This window comes from Duganella sp. CF402, from assembly GCF_900109645.1.
Taxonomy (GTDB): Bacteria; Pseudomonadota; Gammaproteobacteria; order Burkholderiales; family Burkholderiaceae_D; genus Rugamonas.
The window spans coordinates 331,267-352,536 of sequence record NZ_FOBG01000003.1; the positions used below are offsets into that span (position 1 = coordinate 331,267).

The window sequence follows — 21,270 nt, forward strand, 5'->3', positions numbered from 1 at the left end:
ATTTTTTCATCCTGGACGCGATCTGTTCAATCACATGACTGACAACCTGTGTACAGGGGCGGCGATGGTATTGAGGACCAGTTAAAACCCGGAGCGCAGTGTCGTGGGGTACGCCGTGGCGGGACATATACTCTAGTGCCGGCCCGATCCCGTCAACGGAGGCAAGCACCACACCTTCGTCGATCGCGTCAGTCGGGCCGTCCCTTCGTCGCTCGCCTGGCTTCTCCTTATTGGGAAAGTGTAAGTTCATTGCAACTCCAGCCATAAAGCACCCAGTGTTGACCGCTGCCGGCTACGACTCCGTGCGGATGCCCACACAATCACCTATAAAAGACGGCGCCATGCGCTGAGCGACTTCCATCCCCACCTGGCTTCTTTGGTGCTAGACTCCGTGGCCATTACCAACTATTGGAAAGCCATGTCTATGTCCCGTCTGCGTACTTCGGTTTTGGTGGCCAGCCTGATGCTGGCTGGTACTTACACGCTGCCACTACAGGCGGCGCCGGTGGCGACTGCGGCCAAGGCCACGCAGGCGCAGAAGCAGCTGGCCAAGCTGGCAGCCGCGTTCCACACCGCGCGCTGCAAATTCGATCCGCTGCTGTTTGCCACCGCCAACGGCGATACGCGCTACGACGACCAGATCGGCCTCGCCATTTCGCCGAAAATGCGCGCGGCCCAGTTCACGCTGTACCGCTCGCTGCAAAAGCAGTTGATGGCGGTGAACCGCGACCAGCTCGGCGCGCAGGACCAACTGACCTATGACCTGCTGACCTACGAACTGAACAACGCGATGCAGATGGAGTCCTTCCCCGACTACCTGCTGCCGCTGAACCAGATGGACAATGTGCCGAGCACGCTGGCCAACTACGCCGGCGGCACCGGCTCGCAGCCGCTGGACACGGTCAAGCAATACCAGGCCTACCTGAACCGCCTGAACCAGCTGCCGGCCTGGATCGATCAGGCCATCGCCAATATGCGCGAAGGCATGCGCAACGGCGTGGTGCATCCCAAAGCCATCACCAGCGCGATGCTGCCGCAGCTGCAGAACCTGCGCGCGAGCTCGCCGCAGGCCAGCGTGTTCTACTCGCCGGTGACGCGCTTCCCGGCCTCCTTCTCCGACGCCGATAAAAAGAAACTGAGCGCCGCCTACCTGCAGACGGTGGACAGCAAACTGGCGCCGGCGCTGAACCGCCTGGTCAGCTTCCTCGAACACGAATACCTGCCGGCCGGGCGCAGCAGCAGCGGCTGGGGCGCGCTGCCGAACGGCGCGGCCTGGTACGCGGCCCACATCAAGGACAGCACCAACTTGCCGCTGCCAGCCGAACAGATCCACGCGCTGGGCCTGAAGGAAGTGGCGCGCATCCAGCAGCAGATGGCCTTGCTGGCGCCCAAGCTCGGCTACGACGGCCCGGCCAACAAGCTGCCGCAATGGGTCAGCGCGCAGAGCGCGTACAACATCTTTACCACCGACGAGCAGGTGCTGGACGCCTACCGCGCCATCTACGCGCAAGTACAGGCCAAGCTGCCGGCCTACTTCAGCCTGGTGCCGAAGGCCAAGCTGGAACTGCACCTGGAGCCGGAGCTGACGCGCGCCACCGCGTCCGACCACTACACGCCGTCGGCGGCGGACGGTTCGCATCCGGGCGTGTTCTGGCCGGTGGTCAACGATCCGAAGCAATACAGCCGGGTCGACATGGTCAGCCTGTTCCTGCACGAAGGCGTGCCGGGCCACCACCTGCACGCGGCGCTGCTGAAGGAAATCGACTTGCCGGACTTCCGCAAGTTCAGCACCGAGAATCCGAACAGCGCGGCCTACACCGAGGGCTGGGCACTGTATTCGGAAACGCTGGGCAAGGAGATGGGCTTGTATGAAGATCCAGTGGCCTACTTCGGCCACCTGAATGCCGAGATGCTGCGCGCGGCGCGGCTGGTGGTGGATACCGGCATGCACGCCAAGGGCTGGACCCGCGAACAGGCGATCAGCTACCTGTCCGAGGTGCTGGGCTGGGACGAAGCGCGCTCACGCAACCAGATCGAGCGCTACATGGTGCTGCCGGCGCAGGCGCTGAGTTACAAGATCGGCTCGCTGAAAATCCTGGAACTGCGCGCCCGCGCGCAGCAGGCGCTGGGCGACAAGTTCAGCTACCAGAAATTCCACGAAGTGGTGATCGGCGACGGCACCCTGCCGATGCCGATCCTGGAACAGCGCGTTGACCGCTGGATCGCCAGCGCAAAATGAGCTGAGCCGTTTTGACCGGACCGATTGTAGCAATGTTGCAAATATGCTAGCTTGCAACATTGCCACAAAGGAGCCGTCCGATGGAATTCCTTTTGTTTGTCTTTGGCGTGTTCGCGCTGGGCGTAGCCTGGCGTGCACGCAGCGACGCGCGCCAGGCGCTGCGCATCGCGGCCCAGCTACAGCTTGAACTCAGCAATTTGCGCGATGGCCGGCGCGAGCACGTAGCGCCTGACGCAGCGGCGACCAGGCAGCAGTCCGCTCCGACCAAGCCGCCGGTTCCGGCCACGCCGGTGACCGTCGCGCCAGCAAGCGTTCCGTACGTGTCGCAGCCTGCCGATGCGCCAGTCCCCGCCGCAGCAGCCAAGGCAGAACCTGCCGCTCCGCCATCGAACGCTGAACGGACCGCCTCGCCGGAGGGACCACCGCCCGAGCCGGCGACTGTGGCGCAGCCCCGGCCGCCGCGCCAATCAGCAAGCGCGCCGCAATGGCTGTTGAACGCCAAGGCATGGCTATTCGGCGGCAATCTGGTTGCCAAGCTGGGCTTGCTGATCCTGTTCATCGGCGTCAGCTTCCTGCTCAAGTACACCGCCGCGCGCGTCAGCGTGCCGATCGAATTCCGCCTGGCCGGCATCGTGCTGGCCGACCTGGCCCTGCTGGCGTGGGGCTGGCGCATCCGCGTCACGCGCCCCGCCATCAGCCTGCCCGTGCAGGGCGCGGCGCTGGCGGTGCTCATGCTGGTCACCTTCGGCGCGTTCCGCATCTACCACCTGATTCCCGCCTCGCTGGCCTTCGGCATGCTGCTGATCCTGACCGTCTTCACCTGCCTGCTCGCGGTGCTGCAAGATGCGATGTGGCTGGCCATCTTCGGCATCGTCGGCGGCTTTGCCACACCGATACTCGCCTCCTCCGGCAGCGGCAGCCACATTGGCCTGTTCACCTACTACGCGCTGCTCAACGCCGGTGTCCTGGCGCTTGCCCTGCTGCGCTCATGGCGTCCGCTGAATGTGCTGGGCTTCATCTTCACCTTCACCATCAGCACGACGTGGGGCGTGCTGCGCTATGTACCGGAGAACTACATTTCGGTACAGCTGTTCCTGCTGCTGTTCTTTGCCTTCTATGTGTCGATCCCGCTGGCCTACGCGCGCCAGCAAGTGGTCCGGCTGAAAAACTACGTCGACGGCTCGCTGATTTTCGGCACGCCGATGGCGGGCTTCGGCCTGCAGTTCACGCTGGTGCGCGACATGCCGTTTGGTGCTGCCTATTCAGCATTGGCGCTCGGGCTGTTCTACATCACGCTGGCCACCATGCTACGCCGCCGCCCTCAGTACGCGCTGCTGTCGGACGCCTTTCTCGCACTGGGCGTGGTGTTCGGCACGCTGGCGATTCCGTTCGCACTCGATGGCCGCTGGACTTCCGCCGCATGGGCGCTGGAAGGCGCGGGCATCGTCTGGATCGGATTACGCCAGAAGCAAAAGCTGGCGTGGATGTTTGGGCTGCTGGTGCAAGGCGGCGCATGGCTTTCCTTCCTCGGTACGGTTACCGGGCTATCGCCGGAGCGCGCGCTGGAATCGAATTTGTGGCTCGGTTTTGTTCTGCTCGCCTTGACCGCCTTCCTGATGGCGACCCGCTTCCGCGCATCGGATGACAGCAAGTGGTACAACATTCTGGCCAGCGTGTTCCTGGCCGGCGCCGCAGTCTGGCTGGTGGCGGGTGCGTGGACCGAGATCATCTTGCGGCTGGAACCGCGCAGCCAAGGCACGCCGCTGGTACTGAGCGCCATCGTTGCCGTCATCGTGCTGTATCTGATTGCACAGAAGCTGGCATGGCCGCTGGCCACCTGGCTGGCCCTCATCGTGCAGGCGGCGGCCGGCCTCAAGCTCATGACCATCATTGTCGGCGAATGGCTGGGCAGCACGCCCACACTGTTCGAGCGCCCGCTGCCGGGCGCGCTGATGATCTTCGCTGCCGCACTGTTCAGCAGCTGGGCATTGAAACAGCAGCAGCCCGCGCGCGGCAGCGGCATCTACGCCGCCTATCGTCTGACGCTGACGTGGTCCGCATTATGGTGGTTCGGCGTGGCAGCCCCTGACTGCGCCATGTGGCTGGCTTCGCAAGACGTCGAACGCGCACAGGCCGTCTATGCCTTGCTGCTGGCGGCCACCAGTGCCGCCAGTGTGATGGCAGCGCGGCGCCTGCGCTGGGCAGGGCTGCGCTGGGCTGCCGCAGTGATCTGGATCGCGCAGACGCTGGCGCTCCCTGCCCTGCTGGGCGAACTGTATTTCGGCAGCTGGAGCCTGCCAGGCGCGCCGCTCTGGATCGGTTACGCCGTACTGTGGCTGGGCAGCGAATGGCTGCTACGCGCATGGCCGGCACAAGGCTGGCCGCTGAACGGCACGGCGCTGCGGGTGCTGCATGCAGTCCGCACTGGCGGCCCGTGGCTGATGATCTGGCCGGTGGCTGCCTACTGGATTTCCGCATGGCTGGGCGGTGACGATATAAGCGACTGGAGCACCAGTGCCAGCTGGGCGCGCTTCATTCCATCATGGCTGATGATGGGCGTGATCGCCTGGCTGATGCAGCGCAGCCGCAGCGGCGGCTGGCCTGTCGCGCCACTGGCCAAATGGTATCAGCGCCGCCTGCTGCCGCTGGCATGCGGCTGGGCAGTGCTGCTGGTGATGGTATGGAACCTGACACAGGACGGCGCCATGCTGCCACTGCCTTACCTGCCGTTCCTGAATCCGCTGGATCTGAGCACCTGCTTTGCCCTGCTGCTGCTCATCGCCGCACAGCGCTTGCGCCCGGGGCTGCCGCCGCTGCTGTTGATTGCGCTGTGCGGCTACGGCTGGTTCAACCTGGCGTTGCTACGCAGCGTGTCGCACTACATGGGCGTGCCCTACAGATTCGATGCCCTGTTTGCCTCGCAATTCGTGCAAGCCATGCTGTCGCTGGTGTGGAGCGTGAGCGCACTGCTGCTGATGCGCCATGCCGCGCGCCGTACGCTGCGCCCGGCATGGATAGGCGGCGCGGCCTTGCTGGCACTGGTGGTCGCCAAGCTGTTCCTGGTCGACCTGTCCAATGTGGGTGGTGTGGAGCGTATTGTGTCCTTCCTCGGCGTCGGCGCACTGATGGTCGGCATCGGCTATCTCGCCCCCTTCCCTTCGCAAACGGAGAACGCATGAAACACATCCTGATTGCCGCATGGGCCGCATCCACATTCGCGGTCGCTGCCGATAGCCCGCAAGATTACAGCCACGTGCTCCCACTGGCCAGCACCACCAGACAAGGCGTGCTGCAAGTGCGGCTGCCAAAGGAGGTCTACCTGCATTCACGTTCGGCCATGCTGGACGATGTGCGGGTATTCGACGCCAATGGCGCAGCGCTGCCATTCGCCTTGCGCGCGCCGCCGACGGAGTCAGAGTTCAGCCATCGCGACTTGCCGCTGGCGGTGTTTCCTCTGATGAGCCGTGGTGGCCCGGCCTCCCAGCTCGATCTGGATGTCAACACCACGACCGATGGCCGCCTGCTGTCGGTCAAGCTCAAGCCTGATGCGGGCGAGGATGCCTCGCACCCGCAGCGCTTGTCCGCGCTGGTCATGGATCTCGGCAAGGCCGCCAGCGGGCAACCGCTGATCTGCGCGCTCCGCTTTGCCCTGCCGCCGGATCAGAACGGCTACAGCGCCCAGGTCTGGCTGGAAGTCAGTGGCGATATGAAGCGCTGGGACACTATCGGCGCGGCAGAGCTGAACTGGCTGGTGAACCGCGACGCGCAAACCCTGGTCAACGACCGGCTGGACTTCGCACCACGCGCCTTCCGCTACGCGCGGCTGAGCTGGCGCAGCGGCACGCCACTGCAGTTTGCCTCGATCACAGCGGAACAGCAGGTACGTACCGAGAGCAAACCGGCCGCCGAACAGTTGCTGCTGGCGCCTGGCGCAGGCAGGCAGCCGGAGGATCTGATGTATGCCGTGCCGGTCGGCATCGCGCCGGAGAAAGTGGGCTTGCAGTTCAGTGAGGCCAATGTGGTGCTGACGGGGCAGATCGGCGTCTATCGCGAGGTACCGCCGCGTCACGTGGGACAGGCAGGCTGGCGTTTCGATCCGCTGTTGAACTCCACCTTCTATCGCATCACGCAAGGCGAGCAAGTGCGCAGCTCCGGCGACCTGGAGGTGGCAGCGCTGCATGCCCCGCAATGGGTGCTGCGCACGGCGAAGCCGGCTGGCGTGAAGCCGCAGCTGCACCTGAGCTGGCAGCCCGGCACCCTGGTCTTGCTGGGGAATGGCAATGGTCCTTACCTGCTGGCCGTAGGACGCGAGCGCGCCACGCCGGCAGCCAGCAGCATCGAACAAGTAGCGCCGGGCTTCTCGGAAGCGGAACTGCAAAAACTGGAATACGCGACCGTGGGGCCGGTGCGCCAACAAACCGGCAGCGGCGCGCGCGATCAGGCCGCAGAACTGGATGCCGCCAGCGCCACCCAGCGCCGCCTGATGGTGCTATGGGGCGTGCTGGTGCTGGGCGTGGCGGCGCTGGGCTTTATGGTTTGGCGCCTGATCCGTTCATCACGTTCATGACCGCCAGCGTCATCGCTTGCGCGGCGGTCTTGATCGACGGTTCCGGCACCGGGGCATAGTACGGCGAGTGGTTGAAGGCGATCGGCTTGCCGCCCTTGTCCGCTGCCGCCACCGCTTGCGGGTCGTACACGCCGGTGAAGAAGAACATGCCCGGCACGCCCTGGTTCACGAATTGCGAAAAGTCTTCGCTGGCCGTCATGGCCGGCATGCGCGAGACGTTGGCGTCGCCGAAGGCTTTCTTCAGCACGCCCTCGGTGCGGGTCACCAGCGCGTCGTTGTTGTCGATGGCGATGCCGCCGGGAATCAGGTCGACGTCCGGCGCCGGTGCGTCGGCCATCGCGGCGGAGGCGTTGGCGATGCGGCGCACGCCGGCCAGGATTTTCTCGCGCACCGCCGGGCTGTAGGTGCGGATGGTGCCGCGCACTTTCACCGTCTCCGGAATGATGTTGCCGACCGTGCCGCCGTTGATGGCGCCGATGGTCACCACGCCGAATTCCTTCGGATCTTTTTCGCGGCTGATCACGGTCTGCACGTCGACCACGAAGCGCGCAGCAATCGCGATCGGGTCGAGCGCCTTGTCCGGCGCCGAGCCGTGGCCGCCACGGCCTTTGAAGGTGATTTCAATCGCGTCGGAATTCGACGACACCGCGCCGCTGTTGTAGCCGATGGTGCCGTAGGCCAGCGGCCACGAGTGCAGCGCGAACGCATAGTCCGGCTTGCCGAAGCGCTTGAACAGGCCGTCCTCGAGCATGGCTTTCGCGCCCGACACGGTTTCCTCGGCCGGCTGGCCGATGAACATCAGCGTGCCTTTCCACTGCGATTTCAGCGTGACCAGCGCGCGCGCCGCGCCCAGCCAGGCGGTCATGTGGACGTCGTGGCCGCAGCTGTGGGCGGCGGCGACTTTGCTCGCATACGGCAGGCCGGATTTTTCTTCCATCGGCAGCGCGTCCATTTCGGTGCGCACCAGCACCAGCGGGCCGGGGCCGTTTTTGTAGATGGCCACCACGCCGGTCTTGCCGACTTTTTCCGTGACCTCGAAACCGATCTTGCGCATCTCGGCGGCCAGCCTGGCGGCGGTGCGCACTTCCTCGAAGGCGATCTCCGGATGCGCGTGCAGGTCCTTGTAGATCGCGTCCAGCTGCGGGTAGATGCCGTTGATAACGGTGGCCGGATCCTGTTGCGCCTGTACGGCGCCGGCGGCCAGCAATGCAACGATCGGTAAGAGCTTCATGGCTTCCTTTCAGTCGGTGTGCAGCTTGGTGGTGGCGGGAGCGAACTCCCCTTTGATAATTTGCGGCAGGACCAGCAGCGATTTTTCAATCGCGCGTTCGATCAGTTCCTGGTCTTCGCGGCGCGGACGGTGCAGCACGAAGTCGGCCACTTGCTGCGCCAGGTTCAGCGAGCGCGGATGGCCGATGCCGAGACGCAGGCGCCAGTAGTCTTGCGTGCCGAGCGCGGCGGTGATGTCTTTCAGGCCGTTGTGGCCGCCCGCCGAGCCGCCCTTTTTCAGGCGCGCGATGCCGGGCATCAGGTCCAGCTCGTCGTGCACCACCAGCACTTCGTCGGCGTTGATCTTGAAGAAGCGGCACAGCGCACCAACCGACTGGCCGGAGCGGTTCATATAGGTCAGCGGTTCCAGCAGATACACTTCCTGGCCGGCGATCGAGGCCTTGGCGAACATGGCGTTGTACTTGCTGTCGCGCTGCAGGCGCGCGCCGCTGTCATTGGCCAGGTTGTCCACCAGCCAGAAGCCGGCGTTGTGGCGGGTTTGTTCGTATTCGGGGCCCGGATTGCCGAGGCCGACGATGAGGCGTATTGCCATGTGAATGCTCAGTGAAATAAAAATGATTATGACGAAAAAAAACCCTGTCGCGCTGAACGCGATCTTGAGCGCGTTCAGGCTACAGGGTTTTTCAAGCCAAATCTAAGAAGATTACTTCTTTTCTTCAGCAGCAGCTGCTTCAGCAGCAACGTGGCCAGCTGGTACCGATGCGGTAGCGATGGTCAGGTTGTTGCCGTGGGTGACAGCGGTCACGCCTTTTGGCAGGGTCAGGTCAGCAACGTGAACCGAGTGGCCAACGTCCACGTTGGTCAGGTCAACGGTGATGAATTCTGGCAGGTCGGCTGGCAGGCACTCGATGTCCAGTTCGTTAGCAACGTGGCTGATGGTCGCGCCGTGCAGTTTCACTGCTGGCGAGATTTCGGCGTTCACGAAGTGCAGAGCCACTTTCATGTGGATCTTTTTCGACGCGTCAACGCGCTGGAAGTCAGCGTGCAGAACCAGTTGTTTGAATGCGTGCATCTGGAAGTCGCGCAGCAGGACTTTCTCTGCTTTGCCGTCGATTTCCAGGTCCAGGATCGACGAGTGGAACGCTTCTTTTTTCAGCGCGTGGTACAGGGCGTTGTGGTCCAGGGCGATGGTCACCGGTGCTTCGGTACCGCCGTAGATGATGCCAGGGGTTTGGCCCGAATTACGCAGGCGGCGGCTCGCTCCGGAACCTTGCAATTCGCGTTTGAATGCAACTACTTTCATGTGAAACTCCAATAAATAACGAGACTTGCGTCCCGTGTGATGAAGCGCCCCGCGACCAGGCGCGCTTCGGGAAAAACGGCGCGCCCGGTAAAAATACCGGGCGCGCCGCCTGAAAAACCAGGTTGTCGCTGACTGCTTAGTCGACGAACAGGGAGATCACGGAATCGCCCTTGATGATGCGCTTGAAGGTCTCTGCCAGCAGCGGTGCGCAGGTCAGTTGACGGATCTTGGCGCAGTTTTTGGCGTTTTCCGACAGTGGAATCGTATCGGTCACCACCAGTTCGTCCAGCGACGAGCTGTTGATGCGGTCGATTGCCGGACCCGACAGAACCGCGTGGGTGCAATATGCTACCACTTTCTTGGCGCCGCGCTCTTTCAGCACTTCCGCTGCCTTGACCAGGGTACCTGCGGTGTCGACCATGTCGTCCATGATCACGCAGTTGCGGCCTTCGACGTCACCGATGATGTTCATCACCTCGGAGACGTTGGCTTTTGGACGGCGCTTGTCGATGATGGCCAGGTCGCAGCCCAGGCGTTTTGCCAGGGCGCGGGCACGGACCACACCGCCGACGTCCGGCGATACGACCAGCAGGTCTTCGTTGTGCTTTTTCTGCAGGTCGCCCAGCAGGATAGGCGAAGCGTAAATATTGTCAACCGGGATATCGAAGAAGCCCTGGATCTGGTCCGCGTGCAGATCCATGATCAGGACGCGCTCGACGCCGGCTTCTTCCAGCATGTTGGCCACGACTTTGGCCGAGATCGCAACGCGCGCCGAACGTGGGCGGCGGTCTTGACGGGCGTAGCCGAAGTAAGGAATCGCAGCGGTGATACGGCCAGCCGATGCGCGTTTCAGTGCATCCACCATCAGGATCAGTTCCATCAGGTTGTCGTTGGTCGGTGCGCAGGTCGATTGCAGCACGAACACGTCTTTACCGCGGACGTTTTCGTTGATTTCGACCATGACTTCGCCGTCCGAGAATTTCGAAACGTTCGCTTTGCCGAGAGGGATGCCGAGATTTTTTGCGACTCCCTCTGCCAACGCAGGATTAGCGTTGCCGGTAAAAACCATCAGGTTTTCGTAAGCCATTGGGATTCCAGAGAAGTTGTAGAAGATTCTTTGAAGAGCCAGCGCTAGCTGCGCGGCACGGAAACTAAGTAGAATGAGGCGCCTTGTGCGCCTCACTTTTTGCTCTACCTGGCCGGAGACTTAAGCCTCGACGGATCCAGATACAAACGAATGGCAGGGGAACAAGGATTCGAACCTTGGTATGCCGGAATCAAAATCCGGTGCCTTAACCAGCTTGGCGATTCCCCTACGCAACTGACTGCTCGTCGTTACAGGCCGATATTGTACAGCCTTTTTCACGCTTCGCAAAATCTTTTTTGCCGATTCACAACTTCGCGGCGAACATCGGATGCCGGTGCAGCGCTTTTGCTTTCCAGGCCTTCCACTGCGCTGGCACTTTTGCAAGTACCGCGTCGGCGTCCGCCTCGGTTGCTACCGCACTGAACACACATGCACCGGAGCCAGTCATCCTGGCGCCACCGTAAGCAGCTAGCCATTCTACCGCTTCTGCTACTGGCGGGAATAACTTCGTTGCTACCTGTTGCAAGTCGTTCCTTCCGAACCCTGCTGATGTTTCGCAGTGACTGGAAAAGTCCGCTATATTAACGACCGGCGTGTCTCTTGTCAATTGTTCCGAACCAAAAATTGCAGCGGTCGGCACCATCACGCCCGGTTCGATGACGACATACCAACAATCCGGCGCCCGTACCGGCTGCAAGGCCTCGCCCACGCCCTCGGCAAACGCGGTCTCGCCGAAGATGAAAAACGGGATGTCGGCGCCCAGCGGCAGGCCGAGGTCCATCAGTTCCTGCTTGCTCAGGCCGGCGTTCCAGAGTTGATTCAATGCCATCAGGGTGGTGGCCGCGTCGGACGAACCGCCACCGACGCCGCCGCCCATCGGCAGCACTTTCTCAATCGCGATATCGACACCGCGCGGCAGCACGCCGGTGCGGCGCAGCACTTCGGCTTGCAGCAGCCTGGCGGCGCGGATCATCAGATCACTCTGTTCCGGCACGCCCGGCAGGTCGGTCACGCGGCGCAGGGCCGTGTCGTCGCGCAGGGTGAAGTGCAGCGTGTCGCCGTGGTCGATCAGCTGGAACACGGTTTGCAGCAGGTGGTAGCCGTCGGCGCGGCGGCCGTTCACGTGCAAGAAGAGGTTGAGCTTGGCCGGGGCCGGGCAGTTTTTCAATTCAGTCATGCCGGCATTTTACTGCGCGGCCGGATCGATGACGATGCGGATCGCCATGTCGTCCACCGCCTGTCCCAAAGCGATGCGGGTGACGTCGATGCGCTTTGGTTGCGGCACAGCGGCGGTGTCATCTTGCCAGCTCATGTACTCCAGCTTCCAGCCGTCGCGGGTGATGACGTTGTCGTTGGCCGGCGACGCCACGAAGCGCTTGCCGTCGCTGGCGACAGCATAACCTTGCAGCCAGTCGCGCAGGCCGGACACCGGCAAGGTCCAGCCCAGCGTTTTCTGCGTCAGCGTATCGAGGTCGGGCGCGGTCAGCGGCTGCTTGCCGCTTTCCTTCAGCGTGGCCGACGATGGCGTGACGTTGATGACAGCCACGGTCTGGCCGGTCGGCGAGATCAGCGTGACGTCGGTGCTGGCCCTGCCCTGCTGCCAGGTGAATTTGCCGTTCAGCGATTCCTTCTTGCCGTCGCGGCTGTAGTTGATGGCGATGCGGCCGGCCAGCTCCACGCTGTCGCGGTACGGCGCCACGGCGGCGCTCGAGCGCGGCGCCGACGAGGTGGTGGCGCAGCCGGCCAGCGCGGCGCTTACGGCCAGGGAAATCAGGAGCGGTCGTATCATTTAAATGCTTTGGTTGAGACGCGCCAGCGTGCTTTTCAGCGCGTCGTTTTTCGGATCCTTGGCCTGGGCTTCCTTCCACATCTTTTGTGCGCCGGCGACATCGCCCTTGGCGAACAACACTTCGCCCAGGTGCACGGCGATTTCCGGGTCGTTGCGCAGCGCATAGGCACGGCGCAGGAAGGATTCCGCCTCCTCCAGCTTGCCCATGCGGTACTGCACCCAGCCCATGCTGTCCATGATGAAGGGATCGCCCGGCGCCATCTGCAAGGCCTTGTCGATCAGCGTGTAGGCTTCCGGCAGGCGCTCGTTGCGTTCGGCCAGCGAGTAGCCCAGCGCGTTGTAGGCATGCTGGTTGTCGGGCGCGGCGATCATCACCTGGCGCAGGGCTTTTTCCATCAACTCCACCTGGCCCAGTTTTTCCGCCACCAGCGCGTAGTCGTACAACAGGTCGGGATTGTCCGGGTAGCGCTTGACGGCATTGTCCAGCACCACATAAGCGGCACGGTGATCGCCGGCGTCGCGCAGCAGCTGGGCGTCGGTCTGGAACACTTGCGCCTGATCGGCAGCATCGGCCGGCTTTAGTTCGGCCAGCAGCTCGCGGCCCTGGTCGACATTGCCTTTGCGCGCCAGCAGCACCGCCATCTTCATGCGCGCCGCGAGATAGACTTTCTCATCGCTGCCATCGATCTTTTCCAGCCAGTTGTAAGCCGCATCGAGGTCGTTGCGCTGCTCGGCGATTTGCGACAGGATCAGCAGCGCCTTGGACGGATCGCGCTCGTCGTTAGGATGCTCTTCCAGCGCAGCGACGAAACGCGAGAAGTATTTTTCCGCTTCCGGCAGGTCGCTGGACTGCATCGACATCACGCCCAGCGCGTACAAGGTGGCAATGTTGTCCGGCTGGTCTTTCAACAGCAGCAGGAATTGCTTGCGCGCTTCATCGAACTGCTTGTTGTCGACCAGGATGCGGGCATAGGCGGCGCGCACTTCACGCGCGTTCGGGTACTGCTGCAGGAAGCCGGTCAGCAGCTTCATGGCCGCCTCAATATCGCCGGCCACTTGCGCCTTGGTCAGGATGGCCAGCTCGGAATCGGGCTTGATGGCCAGCGCTTTGCCGGCCTCGTCGCGCGCACGCGCCGTGTCGTTGAGCGAGAACGCGCCCTGCGCCAGGATCAAATGGGCCTCCAGCGTGCCGTCGTATGGCAGCAGCACGCGCTGGGTCAGCGCGAAGGCGGCGGCCTTGTCCTTGGCGCGCAGCAGGTATTGCTGCATCTGGAACATGGCCAGCGGACGCGCGGCCGGCGGCGCGTTTTTCAAGCGCTGCTCGAACACGGCTTCGGCTTCGCTGAGGTCATCGGCGGTGACGGCAAAGCCGAGGAAGTATTGCATGGCCTCGTCCGAATCGGGCGCCAGGCTGCGCCACAGCCGGATGGCCGACATGCCTTCCTCCGGTTGCTTGGCGATCAGCGCCATTTCGGCGGCGCGGCGCGCCAGGCGCGGATCGCGGGTCTGCTGCGCCAGCGCCATCATGGTGATATACGGTCCCTGCCACTGGCCCTGCTTGAATTCCAGCTCGGCCTTGGTGATGCGGTACAGCAGGTCGCCGGTCAGTTCGACGTTGGGCAGCACTTCGGGCGCCGGGGCTTCGGCAACGACCGGGGCGGCCGCCTCGGCGTCGGCCGGGGCGGGCTGCGGCGCCGCAGCAGCCGGCTCGGCGGGCTCGGCCGGCTTTTGCGGCGCCACGGCGCACGCGGACATCAAGGCGGAGAGAGTTACAATGGCGAAAGCGTTTTTCAAGAGAAATCCTGGCAAGTCAGCAGTTTGTCAGTCAGATTTTACGCCGTTCGCATCGCGGGCGGAGTTTGACTAGTGTAACCAAATATTCCGTCAGAGCCAGAGCGATGCCCGAATTACCAGAAGTTGAAGTCACCCGGCGCGGGGTCGCGCCGCATATCGAGGGCCGTACCGTGCGCGCCGTGGTACTGCGCCGCGACGGCCTGCGCTGGCCCTTCCCGCCTGAACTGCCGCAGCTGCTGGCGGGCCGCAAGGTGATCAGCACCGGCCGCCGGGGCAAGTACCTGTTGGTCCATTTCGAGCACGGCACGCTGATCATCCACCTCGGCATGTCCGGCCATTTGCGGGTGCTGGCGCCCGGCATCGCGCCGGAAAAGCACGACCATTTCGACCTCGAGGTCGAGGGGCCGGACGGCAGGCAAGTGCTGCGCATGAAGGATCCGCGCCGCTTCGGCGCAGTACTGTGGCACGACGCCGCCGACGGCGAGCTGGAACACCACCTGCTGCTGCGCGGACTGGGCGTGGAGCCGCTGGAACCGGGCTTCAGCGGCAAATTGCTGTACGATCAAACCCGGCAGCGCAGCGCGCCGGTCAAGCAGGTGCTGCTGGCGGGCGATATCGTGGTTGGCGTGGGCAATATCTACGCTTCGGAGAGTCTGTTCCGGGCCGGGATCAACCCCAAGCTGCCGGCGCGGCGCATCAGCCTGGCGCGCTATGAAAAACTGGCGCAGGCGGTGCGCGAGGTGCTGGCCGAGGCCATTGTGCAGGGCGGCAGCACGCTGCGCGACTTTATTGCTGTGAATGGGCAGTCAGGCTACTTCCAGCAGACGTATTTCGTCTATGATCGAACTGGGGTGCCTTGCCGCGTGTGCGCGGCGCCGATCCGCCAGATCAAACAGGGGCAGCGGTCCACGTTCTATTGTGTGAATTGCCAAAAATAAGGGCAGGCAAATGATGGTCAGGGACTTTGAACAGTACAGCGCGTGGCGGCAAGGCGTCGTCAGCGCGCTGAAAAACTACCAGGCGTGGGTGGCCGGCGCATCCCTGACCGATGCCGCCACCGAGCAGCGCATTGTGCGCAACCTGGCGCGTCTCGAGGATGACAAACTGTCGGTGGCTTTCGTGGCCGAATTCTCGCGCGGGAAGTCGGAGCTGATCAACGCCATTTTCTTCTCCGAGTACGGCCAGCGCATCCTGCCGTCGGCGGCCGGCCGCACCACCATGTGCCCGACCGAACTGCTGTGGGATCCAGCGCACGGGCCGTCGATCCGCCTGCTGCCGATCGAGACCCGGGCCGACAATCTGTCCACCAGCGATTACCGCGAGCAGCCGGCCGCGTGGACCGTGCTGCCGCTGAACCTCGACGCCGGCGCCGAGATGCACGAGGCCTTCAAGCAGGTCAGCAAGACGCGCTATGTGCCGGTCGAGGAAGCCAAGCGCTACGGCCTGTACGACGAAGAAGATCCCGACATGCCGGTCACGCTCAACGAGCAGGGCGAGGTGGAGATTTCGTACTGGCGCCACGCCATCATCAACTTCCCGCATCCGCTGCTCAAGCAAGGGCTGGTGATCCTCGACACGCCGGGCCTGAACGCCATCGGCACCGAGCCGGAGCTGACGCTGAACCTGATCCCGAACGCGCACGCGGTGCTGTTCATCCTGGCCGCCGACACCGGCGTGACCAAGAGCGATATCGAAGTCTGGCGCAACCACATCGGCGCCGGCGCCGGCCGCCTGGTGGTGCTGAACAAGATCGACAGCATGTGGGACGAGCTGCGCAGCGAGGAAGACGTCAACGCCGAGATCGAGCGCCAGCAAGCCAACGTGGCGCACGTGCTGTCGCTGGAGCCGGGGCAGGTGTTCCCGGTATCGGCGCAGAAGGCGCTGGTGGGCAAGATCAACCACGACGTCGAACTGCAGGCGCGCAGCCGCCTGCACGCGCTGGAAGGCGCGCTGTTCAACGAACTGATTCCGGCCAAGAAGGAAATCGTGCGCAAGCAGCTGGGCGATGAACTGCTAGCCTTGAACACGGCGCAGATGGGCACGCTGAACTCGCGCATACGCGGCATCGTCGAACAGCTGCATGAGTTGAAAAGCTTGCGCGGCAAGAACCAGAGCGTGGTGGCGCACATGATGCGCCGCATCGATGTGGAGAAGAAGGAATTCGACGCCAGCCTGTTCAAGCTGCAGGCGACGCGCGCGGTGTTCACGCGCCTGTCGACCGAGCTGTACACCTGCATGGGCATGGACATCGTGCGCGACGACGTGGAGCTGGTGCGCGAGGAAATGCAGCGCAGCCGCTTCTTCACCGGCGTGCGCGAAGCGGTGCGCGGCTACTTCGAACGCACCCGCGCCAACCTCGACGCGGCCGAGCACAAGACGGTCGAGATCACCGAGATGATGGGCGTGATGTACCGCCGCTTCTCGAGCGAGCACGGGCTGACGCTGGCGCTGCCGATGCCGTTCTCGCTGGAGCCGTACCGCGTCGAGCTCGACACCATCGAAGCGATTTACTCGAAGACCTTCGGCACCGCCACGCTGCTGACCACCAGCCGCGTGACCTTGATGGAGAAGTTCTTCGACACCATCGCCTCGCGCGTGCGCGGCTGCTTCAAGTCGGCCAACAACGATGCGGAGGCGTGGCTGAAGGTGATCATGGCGCCGCTGGAAGCGCAGATCCGCCAGCACAAGGATCAGCTGAAACACCGGCTGGCGTCGATCCAGCGCATCCACGATGCGACCGACAGCCTGGAACAGAAAATCGATGCGTTCGAGCGCGGCCAGCAGGAGCTGGAAGCGCAGAAGGCGCGTCTCAACGAATTGGCCGGCGCCATCAGCATCGCCATCAATGCGGAGTTTGTGGCGCTGGACGCCGCCGCGTAGTTAAGCTGAATGATTAGGAACACGATGAAAGTTGTAGCAGTAGAGAATTTTGCAGATCCGAGTTTTTCGGCCGACCTGATCGGCTGGCAACAAGTCCACGGCCGCCACACGCTGCCGTGGCAAAACACCCGCGATGCGTATCTGGTCTGGCTGTCGGAAATCATGCTGCAGCAGACGCAGGTTTCGGCCGTGCTCGGCTATTACGCGCGCTTCCTCGAACGCTTCCCTACCCTGCGCGACCTGGCTGCCGCGCCGGTCGAGGATGTGATGGCGCAGTGGAGCGGCCTCGGTTACTACACGCGGGCGCGCAACCTGCACAAATGCGCGCAGCGGGTGGTGGCGGAATACGATGGCGTGTTCCCTTCCGATCCGCTGCTGCTGGCGGAATTGCCGGGTATCGGCCGCTCGACGGCGGCGGCGATCGCGGCGTTTTCCAGCGGCCGGCGCGCGGCCATCATGGATGGCAATGTGAAGCGGGTGTTTGCGCGCGTGTTTGGCATCGATACCTATCCGGGTGAGAAGAAGACTGAGGAAGCGATGTGGCGGCGCGCCGAGGCGTTGCTGCCCGAGGAAGGCATCGAGGCCTACACGCAGGGCTTGATGGACATGGGCGCGACCTTGTGCACGCGCTCGAGTCCGTCGTGCGAGCGCTGCCCGATGCAGCCGCGCTGCGTGGCCTTTAAAACCGGCCGCACCAAGGATCTGCCGGTGCGCAAGCCGAAGAAGGCAACGCCGGAGAAGCATGCGGTGATGCTGGTGATCGTCGATGCCGGGCAGGTACTGCTGGAACAGCGTCCACCGAGCGGCATCTGGGGCGGCTTGCTGTCCTTGCCAGAGCTGGATGGCCACACGGCGGCGGAAGATGATGAGGTGGAGCCGGCCGATCATGATGCGCTGCTGCGCGCGGTGGGCAAGTTCGGCGAGATGGAAAGCTGCGAGCGCTTGTCGACAGTAACGCACGTATTCACGCACTACAAACTGCACATCGCGCCGTATCGCATCACATTGTCGCGGCGATTGACGCTGGCCGCCGAGTCCTTTCACGTTTGGTTGAATGCCGCCGACATCGCCAACGCCGCCCTGCCCGCGCCGGTGAAGAAGCTGCTGCTGGAATTAGTAGGCGACACCAGCGCCGCCCAGCAGCGCATGTTCTAGAGATATTTGACCACCGCGATAAACATCGCGGCAACACTAATTTGCGAAGCGAACATCCATCTCAGCAAGCTGTTAGTCGTCCGTTCAATTTTGATTTCAAGTCTGGCAAAACCGGCATCCATCTTCCTGAGGAGCTCTTCGTGAACACAATCAACCTTGGCATCAGCTTTGGCAAAGTTGGTGTCGGTTTTGGCGAAGTTGGTATCGGTTTTGGCGAAGTTGGTATCGGTTTTGGCGAAACCTACCCGGAGTTCCTCCCTCAGTTCAGCAAATTCGTCCCGACGGACGTAGTTGGATTGGATGACGGCAACATCCGTCTCCAGCGTGCTAACTCGTTCAACGATTTGCGGGTCCATGATCGCCTCCTGTGACCCATCATCCGCCGCACGCGGGAGCGGGTCAAGCTGAGCAATGGTGGCAAAGCTTGAGCTAGATCAAAGCTCGTCGAGCGAGAACAGGCGGCGGTGTTCGCGGATGGCGTAGCGGTCGGTCATGCCGGCGATGTAGTCGGCGATCTTGCGCGCCACCTTGTTCACGTCGCCTGATTTGTCCTGGTAATCCGGCGGCAGCAAGGCAGGCTCGGCCATGAAGGCCTCGAACAATTCGCGCACGATGCGGCTGGCCTTCACACGCATGCGGTTGACCTTGTAGTGACGATAGAGATTCGCGTGCAGAAAGCGCTTGAGCTCGGTCGCATCCTTGCGCATACCGTCGGAGAAGCGGATCAGCGGCGGCGCATGGCGCACGTCGTCGATGCTCTTTGGCGCGGCCTCGGCAATGCGTTCGCTCGAGGTGGCGATCAGGTCGTCAGCCAGCGCCGTGATCAGGCGGCGCAAGGTTTCGTAAATCGCGCGGCGGCCCGACAGGCCGGGAAAAGCCTGCTGCACATCGCGCCACAAGCGCGCGAAGAACTCCACCTGCTCCAGCTGTTCAATCGTAATCAGGCCAGAACGCAGGCCGTCATCGATATCGTGGCTGTTGTAGGCGATCTCATCCGCGAGATTGGTCAGCTGCGCTTCCAGCGACGGCTGGGTGCGGTCGATGAAGCGCTGCGCCACCGGCCCCAGCAACTTCGCATTGTTCAGCGAGCAGTGCTTGAGGATGCCCTCGCGCGTTTCAAACATCAGGTTGAGGCCGTTGTAGGCGCCGTAGTGCTCTTCCAGCTCATCGACCACGCGCAGGCTTTGCAGGTTGTGCTCGAAGCCGCCGTAGTCCTTCATGCACTCGTTGAGCACGTCCTGCCCCACATGGCCGAACGGCGTGTGGCCGAGGTCGTGGGCCAGCGAGATCGCCTCCACCAGATCCTCGTTCAGGCGCAGGTTGCGCGCCAGCGAACGGCCGATCTGCGCCACCTCCAGGCTGTGGGTCAGCCGGGTGCGGAACAGGTCGCCCTCATGATTGAGGAACACCTGGGTCTTGTACTCGAGACGGCGGAACGCCGAGGAGTGAATGATGCGGTCGCGGTCACGCTGGAACTGGCTGCGCGACGCGTGCGCGGTTTCCGGATACAAGCGCCCCGCTCCGCCCTCCGAATGGGCGGCGTAGGGAGCGAGGTACTGTTCCGGCGTCATGATGAATTACACGCAGGCGGCCAGCGTCGCCAGCAACAGCTCCTGCGGCGCGTTGGTGATCTTCGGTGAGCCCAGCGGATTCATCAGGATGAACTTGATGGCGCCGCCTTCGTTCTTCTTGTCGACTTCCATCGCTTCCAGCCACTTGGCCACGCCGAGGTCCGGCGCCTTGACCGGCAGGCCGGCCGCCGCGATCAGCTTGCGCACGCGCTCCACGGTGGCCGCGTCGATCAGGCCCATGCGCTGCGACAAATCGGCCGCCATCACCATGCCGCAACCGACCGCCTCGCCGTGCAGCCAGGCGCCGTAGCCCATGCCCGCCTCGATCGCGTGGCCGAAGGTGTGGCCGAAGTTGAGGATGGCGCGCAGCCCGCCCTCGCGCTCGTCCTGGCGCACCACGTCGGCCTTGATCTCGCACGAGCGGGCGATCGCATAGGCCAGCGCGCCCTTGTCGCGCGCCATCAGCTTTTCAATATTCGCTTCGATCCACTCGAAGAACGGCAGGTCGATCACCGCGCCGTACTTGATCACCTCGGCCAGGCCGGCCGACAGCTCGCGCGCCGGCAGGGTTTCCAGGGTCGCGGTATCGGCGATCACCGCGCGCGGCTGGTAGAAGGCGCCGATCATGTTCTTGCCCAGCGGGTGATTGATACCGGTCTTGCCGCCCACCGAGGAATCGACCTGCGACAGCAAGGTGGTCGGCACCTGGATGAAGTCGACGCCGCGCATATAGCTGGCCGCCGCGTAGCCGGTCAAATCGCCGATCACGCCGCCGCCGAGGGCGATCAGGGTGGTCTTGCGGTCGGCCTTGGTTTCGAGCAGCTTGTCAAAGATGGTCATCAGGCTCGACCAGTTCTTGTGCTCCTCGCCGTCCGGCAGGATCACGGTAGTGACTTGCTTACCGGCATCACGCAGCCCGGACTCGACGCGTTCGAGGTAGAGCGGCGCCACGGTCTCGTTGCTGACGATGGCGACTTTGCTGCCGTGCACATGGCGCGCCAGTGCGGCGCCGTCGCTGAGCAGCGCCGGGCCGATGGAAATCGGGTAGCTGCGCTCGCCCAGGTCTACGTTTAACAGGATGTTGGATTGTTCGTTCATCGATGGTTCGGCGTGGGTGACGCAGTTGGGCGCCGCTTCGCAAGCGAGCTGGTCCAGCTGGGTCAAAATGGTCTGAACCATCGATTGTACGTTAGGACGGCCGGTATCGATGACCAAATCGGCAATTTCCATGTACAAAGGATCACGCACCGCCATCAATTCTTCGAGCTTCTTGCGCGGATCGGCGGTTTGCAGCAGCGGCCGGTTCTTGTCGTGCGCGGTGCGCTGCAGGATGCTGTGGACGGTGGCCCGCAGGTAAATCACGGTGCCGCGCGCCTTGAGGTGGGCGCGGTTGTCGGCGTTGAGGATGGCGCCGCCGCCGGTGGCCAGCACCAGCCCGGACTGGCCGGTCAGCTCGCGGATGACGTCGGCCTCGCGGCGGCGGAAGCTCGCTTCGCCCTCGATTTCAAAGATCCACGGGATCGAGGCGCCGGTACGCGCCTCGATCTCGTGGTCGGAGTCAACAAACTTCAGCCCCAGCTTGCGCGCCAGGATGCGGCCGATGGTGGTTTTTCCCGCCCCCATCAGGCCGACTAGAAACACATTCTGCATTCAAC

16 protein-coding genes and 1 tRNA gene are annotated in these 21,270 nt (G+C 63.3%); 6 read left to right on the forward strand and 11 right to left on the reverse strand.

Features of this window, described 5'->3' with window-relative positions; translation table 11 throughout:
- Positions 1–418: 418 nt before the first annotated feature.
- From BMZ70_RS23525 to BMZ70_RS23535, 3 genes are all read left to right on the forward strand, one after another.
- Positions 419–2,239, forward strand: a complete 1,821-nt coding sequence (locus BMZ70_RS23525) for a DUF885 domain-containing protein (RefSeq protein WP_092280068.1) — start codon at positions 419–421, stop codon at positions 2,237–2,239.
- 80 nt (positions 2,240–2,319) lie between these two features.
- Positions 2,320–5,418: a DUF2339 domain-containing protein gene (locus BMZ70_RS23530; protein ID WP_092280070.1), complete on the forward strand. Its 3,099-nt coding sequence runs from the start codon at positions 2,320–2,322 to the stop codon at positions 5,416–5,418.
- On the forward strand, positions 5,415–6,806 hold the full coding sequence (locus BMZ70_RS23535) for a DUF3999 family protein (RefSeq protein ID WP_092280072.1): 1,392 nt from the start codon (positions 5,415–5,417) through the stop codon (positions 6,804–6,806). The genes BMZ70_RS23530 and BMZ70_RS23535 overlap by 4 nt, the downstream gene beginning before the upstream one ends.
- Here the strand turns inward: BMZ70_RS23535 and BMZ70_RS23540 are convergent.
- The 8 genes from BMZ70_RS23540 to BMZ70_RS23575 all read right to left on the reverse strand — a co-directional run bounded on the left by BMZ70_RS23540 (position 6,769) and on the right by BMZ70_RS23575 (position 14,009).
- Positions 6,769–8,037, reverse strand: a complete 1,269-nt coding sequence (locus BMZ70_RS23540) for an amidohydrolase (RefSeq protein WP_092280074.1) — start codon at positions 8,035–8,037, stop codon at positions 6,769–6,771. The genes BMZ70_RS23535 and BMZ70_RS23540 overlap by 38 nt on opposite strands.
- A 9-nt stretch (positions 8,038–8,046) precedes the next feature.
- Positions 8,047–8,628: an aminoacyl-tRNA hydrolase gene (gene pth, locus BMZ70_RS23545; RefSeq protein WP_092280076.1), complete on the reverse strand. Its 582-nt coding sequence runs from the start codon at positions 8,626–8,628 to the stop codon at positions 8,047–8,049.
- Positions 8,629–8,739: 111 nt separating this feature from the next.
- On the reverse strand, positions 8,740–9,339 hold the full coding sequence (locus BMZ70_RS23550; protein WP_092280078.1) for a 50S ribosomal protein L25/general stress protein Ctc: 600 nt from the start codon (positions 9,337–9,339) through the stop codon (positions 8,740–8,742).
- 136 nt (positions 9,340–9,475) lie between these two features.
- Positions 9,476–10,426, reverse strand: a complete 951-nt coding sequence (locus tag BMZ70_RS23555) for a ribose-phosphate pyrophosphokinase (protein ID WP_092280080.1) — start codon at positions 10,424–10,426, stop codon at positions 9,476–9,478.
- 151 nt (positions 10,427–10,577) lie between these two features.
- Positions 10,578–10,654, reverse strand: a tRNA-Gln gene (locus BMZ70_RS23560).
- 76 nt (positions 10,655–10,730) lie between these two features.
- Positions 10,731–11,603: a 4-(cytidine 5'-diphospho)-2-C-methyl-D-erythritol kinase gene (gene ispE, locus BMZ70_RS23565; protein ID WP_092280082.1), complete on the reverse strand. Its 873-nt coding sequence runs from the start codon at positions 11,601–11,603 to the stop codon at positions 10,731–10,733.
- Between the two features lie 9 nt (positions 11,604–11,612).
- Complete coding sequence (gene lolB, locus BMZ70_RS23570) at positions 11,613–12,215, reverse strand: lipoprotein insertase outer membrane protein LolB (protein ID WP_092280084.1); 603 nt, start codon at positions 12,213–12,215, stop codon at positions 11,613–11,615.
- Positions 12,216–14,009, reverse strand: a complete 1,794-nt coding sequence (locus BMZ70_RS23575) for a tetratricopeptide repeat protein (RefSeq protein ID WP_229205568.1) — start codon at positions 14,007–14,009, stop codon at positions 12,216–12,218.
- A gap of 104 nt (positions 14,010–14,113) precedes the next feature.
- Here BMZ70_RS23575 and mutM point away from each other — a divergent pair, with 104 nt between their 5' ends.
- From mutM to mutY, 3 genes are read left to right on the forward strand one after another with little or no spacing between them, the layout of a single operon-like run.
- Complete coding sequence (gene mutM / locus BMZ70_RS23580) at positions 14,114–14,947, forward strand: bifunctional DNA-formamidopyrimidine glycosylase/DNA-(apurinic or apyrimidinic site) lyase (protein ID WP_092280088.1); 834 nt, start codon at positions 14,114–14,116, stop codon at positions 14,945–14,947.
- A gap of 13 nt (positions 14,948–14,960) precedes the next feature.
- Positions 14,961–16,889 carry a dynamin family protein gene (locus BMZ70_RS23585; protein WP_092280090.1) on the forward strand — a complete coding sequence of 643 codons (1,929 nt, stop codon included), beginning with the start codon at positions 14,961–14,963 and terminating at the stop codon, positions 16,887–16,889.
- Between the two features lie 24 nt (positions 16,890–16,913).
- Positions 16,914–18,044: an A/G-specific adenine glycosylase gene (mutY, locus tag BMZ70_RS23590; RefSeq protein WP_092280092.1), complete on the forward strand. Its 1,131-nt coding sequence runs from the start codon at positions 16,914–16,916 to the stop codon at positions 18,042–18,044.
- Here the strand turns inward: mutY and BMZ70_RS23595 are convergent.
- The 3 genes from BMZ70_RS23595 to aroKB form a co-directional block, all read right to left on the reverse strand.
- Positions 18,041–18,400, reverse strand: coding sequence for a hypothetical protein (locus BMZ70_RS23595; RefSeq protein ID WP_092280094.1), 360 nt, complete (start codon positions 18,398–18,400; stop codon positions 18,041–18,043). The two genes, mutY and BMZ70_RS23595, sit on opposite strands and share 4 nt — an antisense overlap.
- A 78-nt stretch (positions 18,401–18,478) precedes the next feature.
- Positions 18,479–19,615: a deoxyguanosinetriphosphate triphosphohydrolase gene (locus BMZ70_RS23600; RefSeq protein WP_092280096.1), complete on the reverse strand. Its 1,137-nt coding sequence runs from the start codon at positions 19,613–19,615 to the stop codon at positions 18,479–18,481.
- A 6-nt stretch (positions 19,616–19,621) separates the two neighbouring features.
- Positions 19,622–21,265 (reverse strand): bifunctional shikimate kinase/3-dehydroquinate synthase AroKB, encoded by a 1,644-nt coding sequence (aroKB, locus tag BMZ70_RS23605; protein WP_092280098.1) that lies wholly within the window; start codon positions 21,263–21,265, stop codon positions 19,622–19,624.
- Between the last annotated feature and the right edge of the window lie 5 nt (positions 21,266–21,270).

Bases quoted from the DNA above. Each gene is read 5' to 3' on its own strand.
- BMZ70_RS23525 (WP_092280068.1), top strand. From the start codon at position 419: ATGTCTATGTCCCGTCTGCGTACTTCGGTTTTGGTGGCCAGCCTGATG.
- BMZ70_RS23530 (WP_092280070.1), top strand. From the start codon at position 2,320: ATGGAATTCCTTTTGTTTGTCTTTGGCGTGTTCGCGCTGGGCGTAGCC.
- BMZ70_RS23535 (WP_092280072.1), top strand. From the start codon at position 5,415: ATGAAACACATCCTGATTGCCGCATGGGCCGCATCCACATTCGCGGTC.
- BMZ70_RS23540 (WP_092280074.1), bottom strand. From the start codon at position 8,037: ATGAAGCTCTTACCGATCGTTGCATTGCTGGCCGCCGGCGCCGTACAG.
- pth (WP_092280076.1), bottom strand. From the start codon at position 8,628: ATGGCAATACGCCTCATCGTCGGCCTCGGCAATCCGGGCCCCGAATAC.
- BMZ70_RS23550 (WP_092280078.1), bottom strand. From the start codon at position 9,339: ATGAAAGTAGTTGCATTCAAACGCGAATTGCAAGGTTCCGGAGCGAGC.
- BMZ70_RS23555 (WP_092280080.1), bottom strand. From the start codon at position 10,426: ATGGCTTACGAAAACCTGATGGTTTTTACCGGCAACGCTAATCCTGCG.
- ispE (WP_092280082.1), bottom strand. From the start codon at position 11,603: ATGACTGAATTGAAAAACTGCCCGGCCCCGGCCAAGCTCAACCTCTTC.
- lolB (WP_092280084.1), bottom strand. From the start codon at position 12,215: ATGATACGACCGCTCCTGATTTCCCTGGCCGTAAGCGCCGCGCTGGCC.
- mutM (WP_092280088.1), top strand. From the start codon at position 14,114: ATGCCCGAATTACCAGAAGTTGAAGTCACCCGGCGCGGGGTCGCGCCG.
- BMZ70_RS23585 (WP_092280090.1), top strand. From the start codon at position 14,961: ATGGTCAGGGACTTTGAACAGTACAGCGCGTGGCGGCAAGGCGTCGTC.
- mutY (WP_092280092.1), top strand. From the start codon at position 16,914: ATGAAAGTTGTAGCAGTAGAGAATTTTGCAGATCCGAGTTTTTCGGCC.
- BMZ70_RS23595 (WP_092280094.1), bottom strand. From the start codon at position 18,400: ATGGACCCGCAAATCGTTGAACGAGTTAGCACGCTGGAGACGGATGTT.
- BMZ70_RS23600 (WP_092280096.1), bottom strand. From the start codon at position 19,615: ATGACGCCGGAACAGTACCTCGCTCCCTACGCCGCCCATTCGGAGGGC.
- aroKB (WP_092280098.1), bottom strand. From the start codon at position 21,265: ATGCAGAATGTGTTTCTAGTCGGCCTGATGGGGGCGGGAAAAACCACC.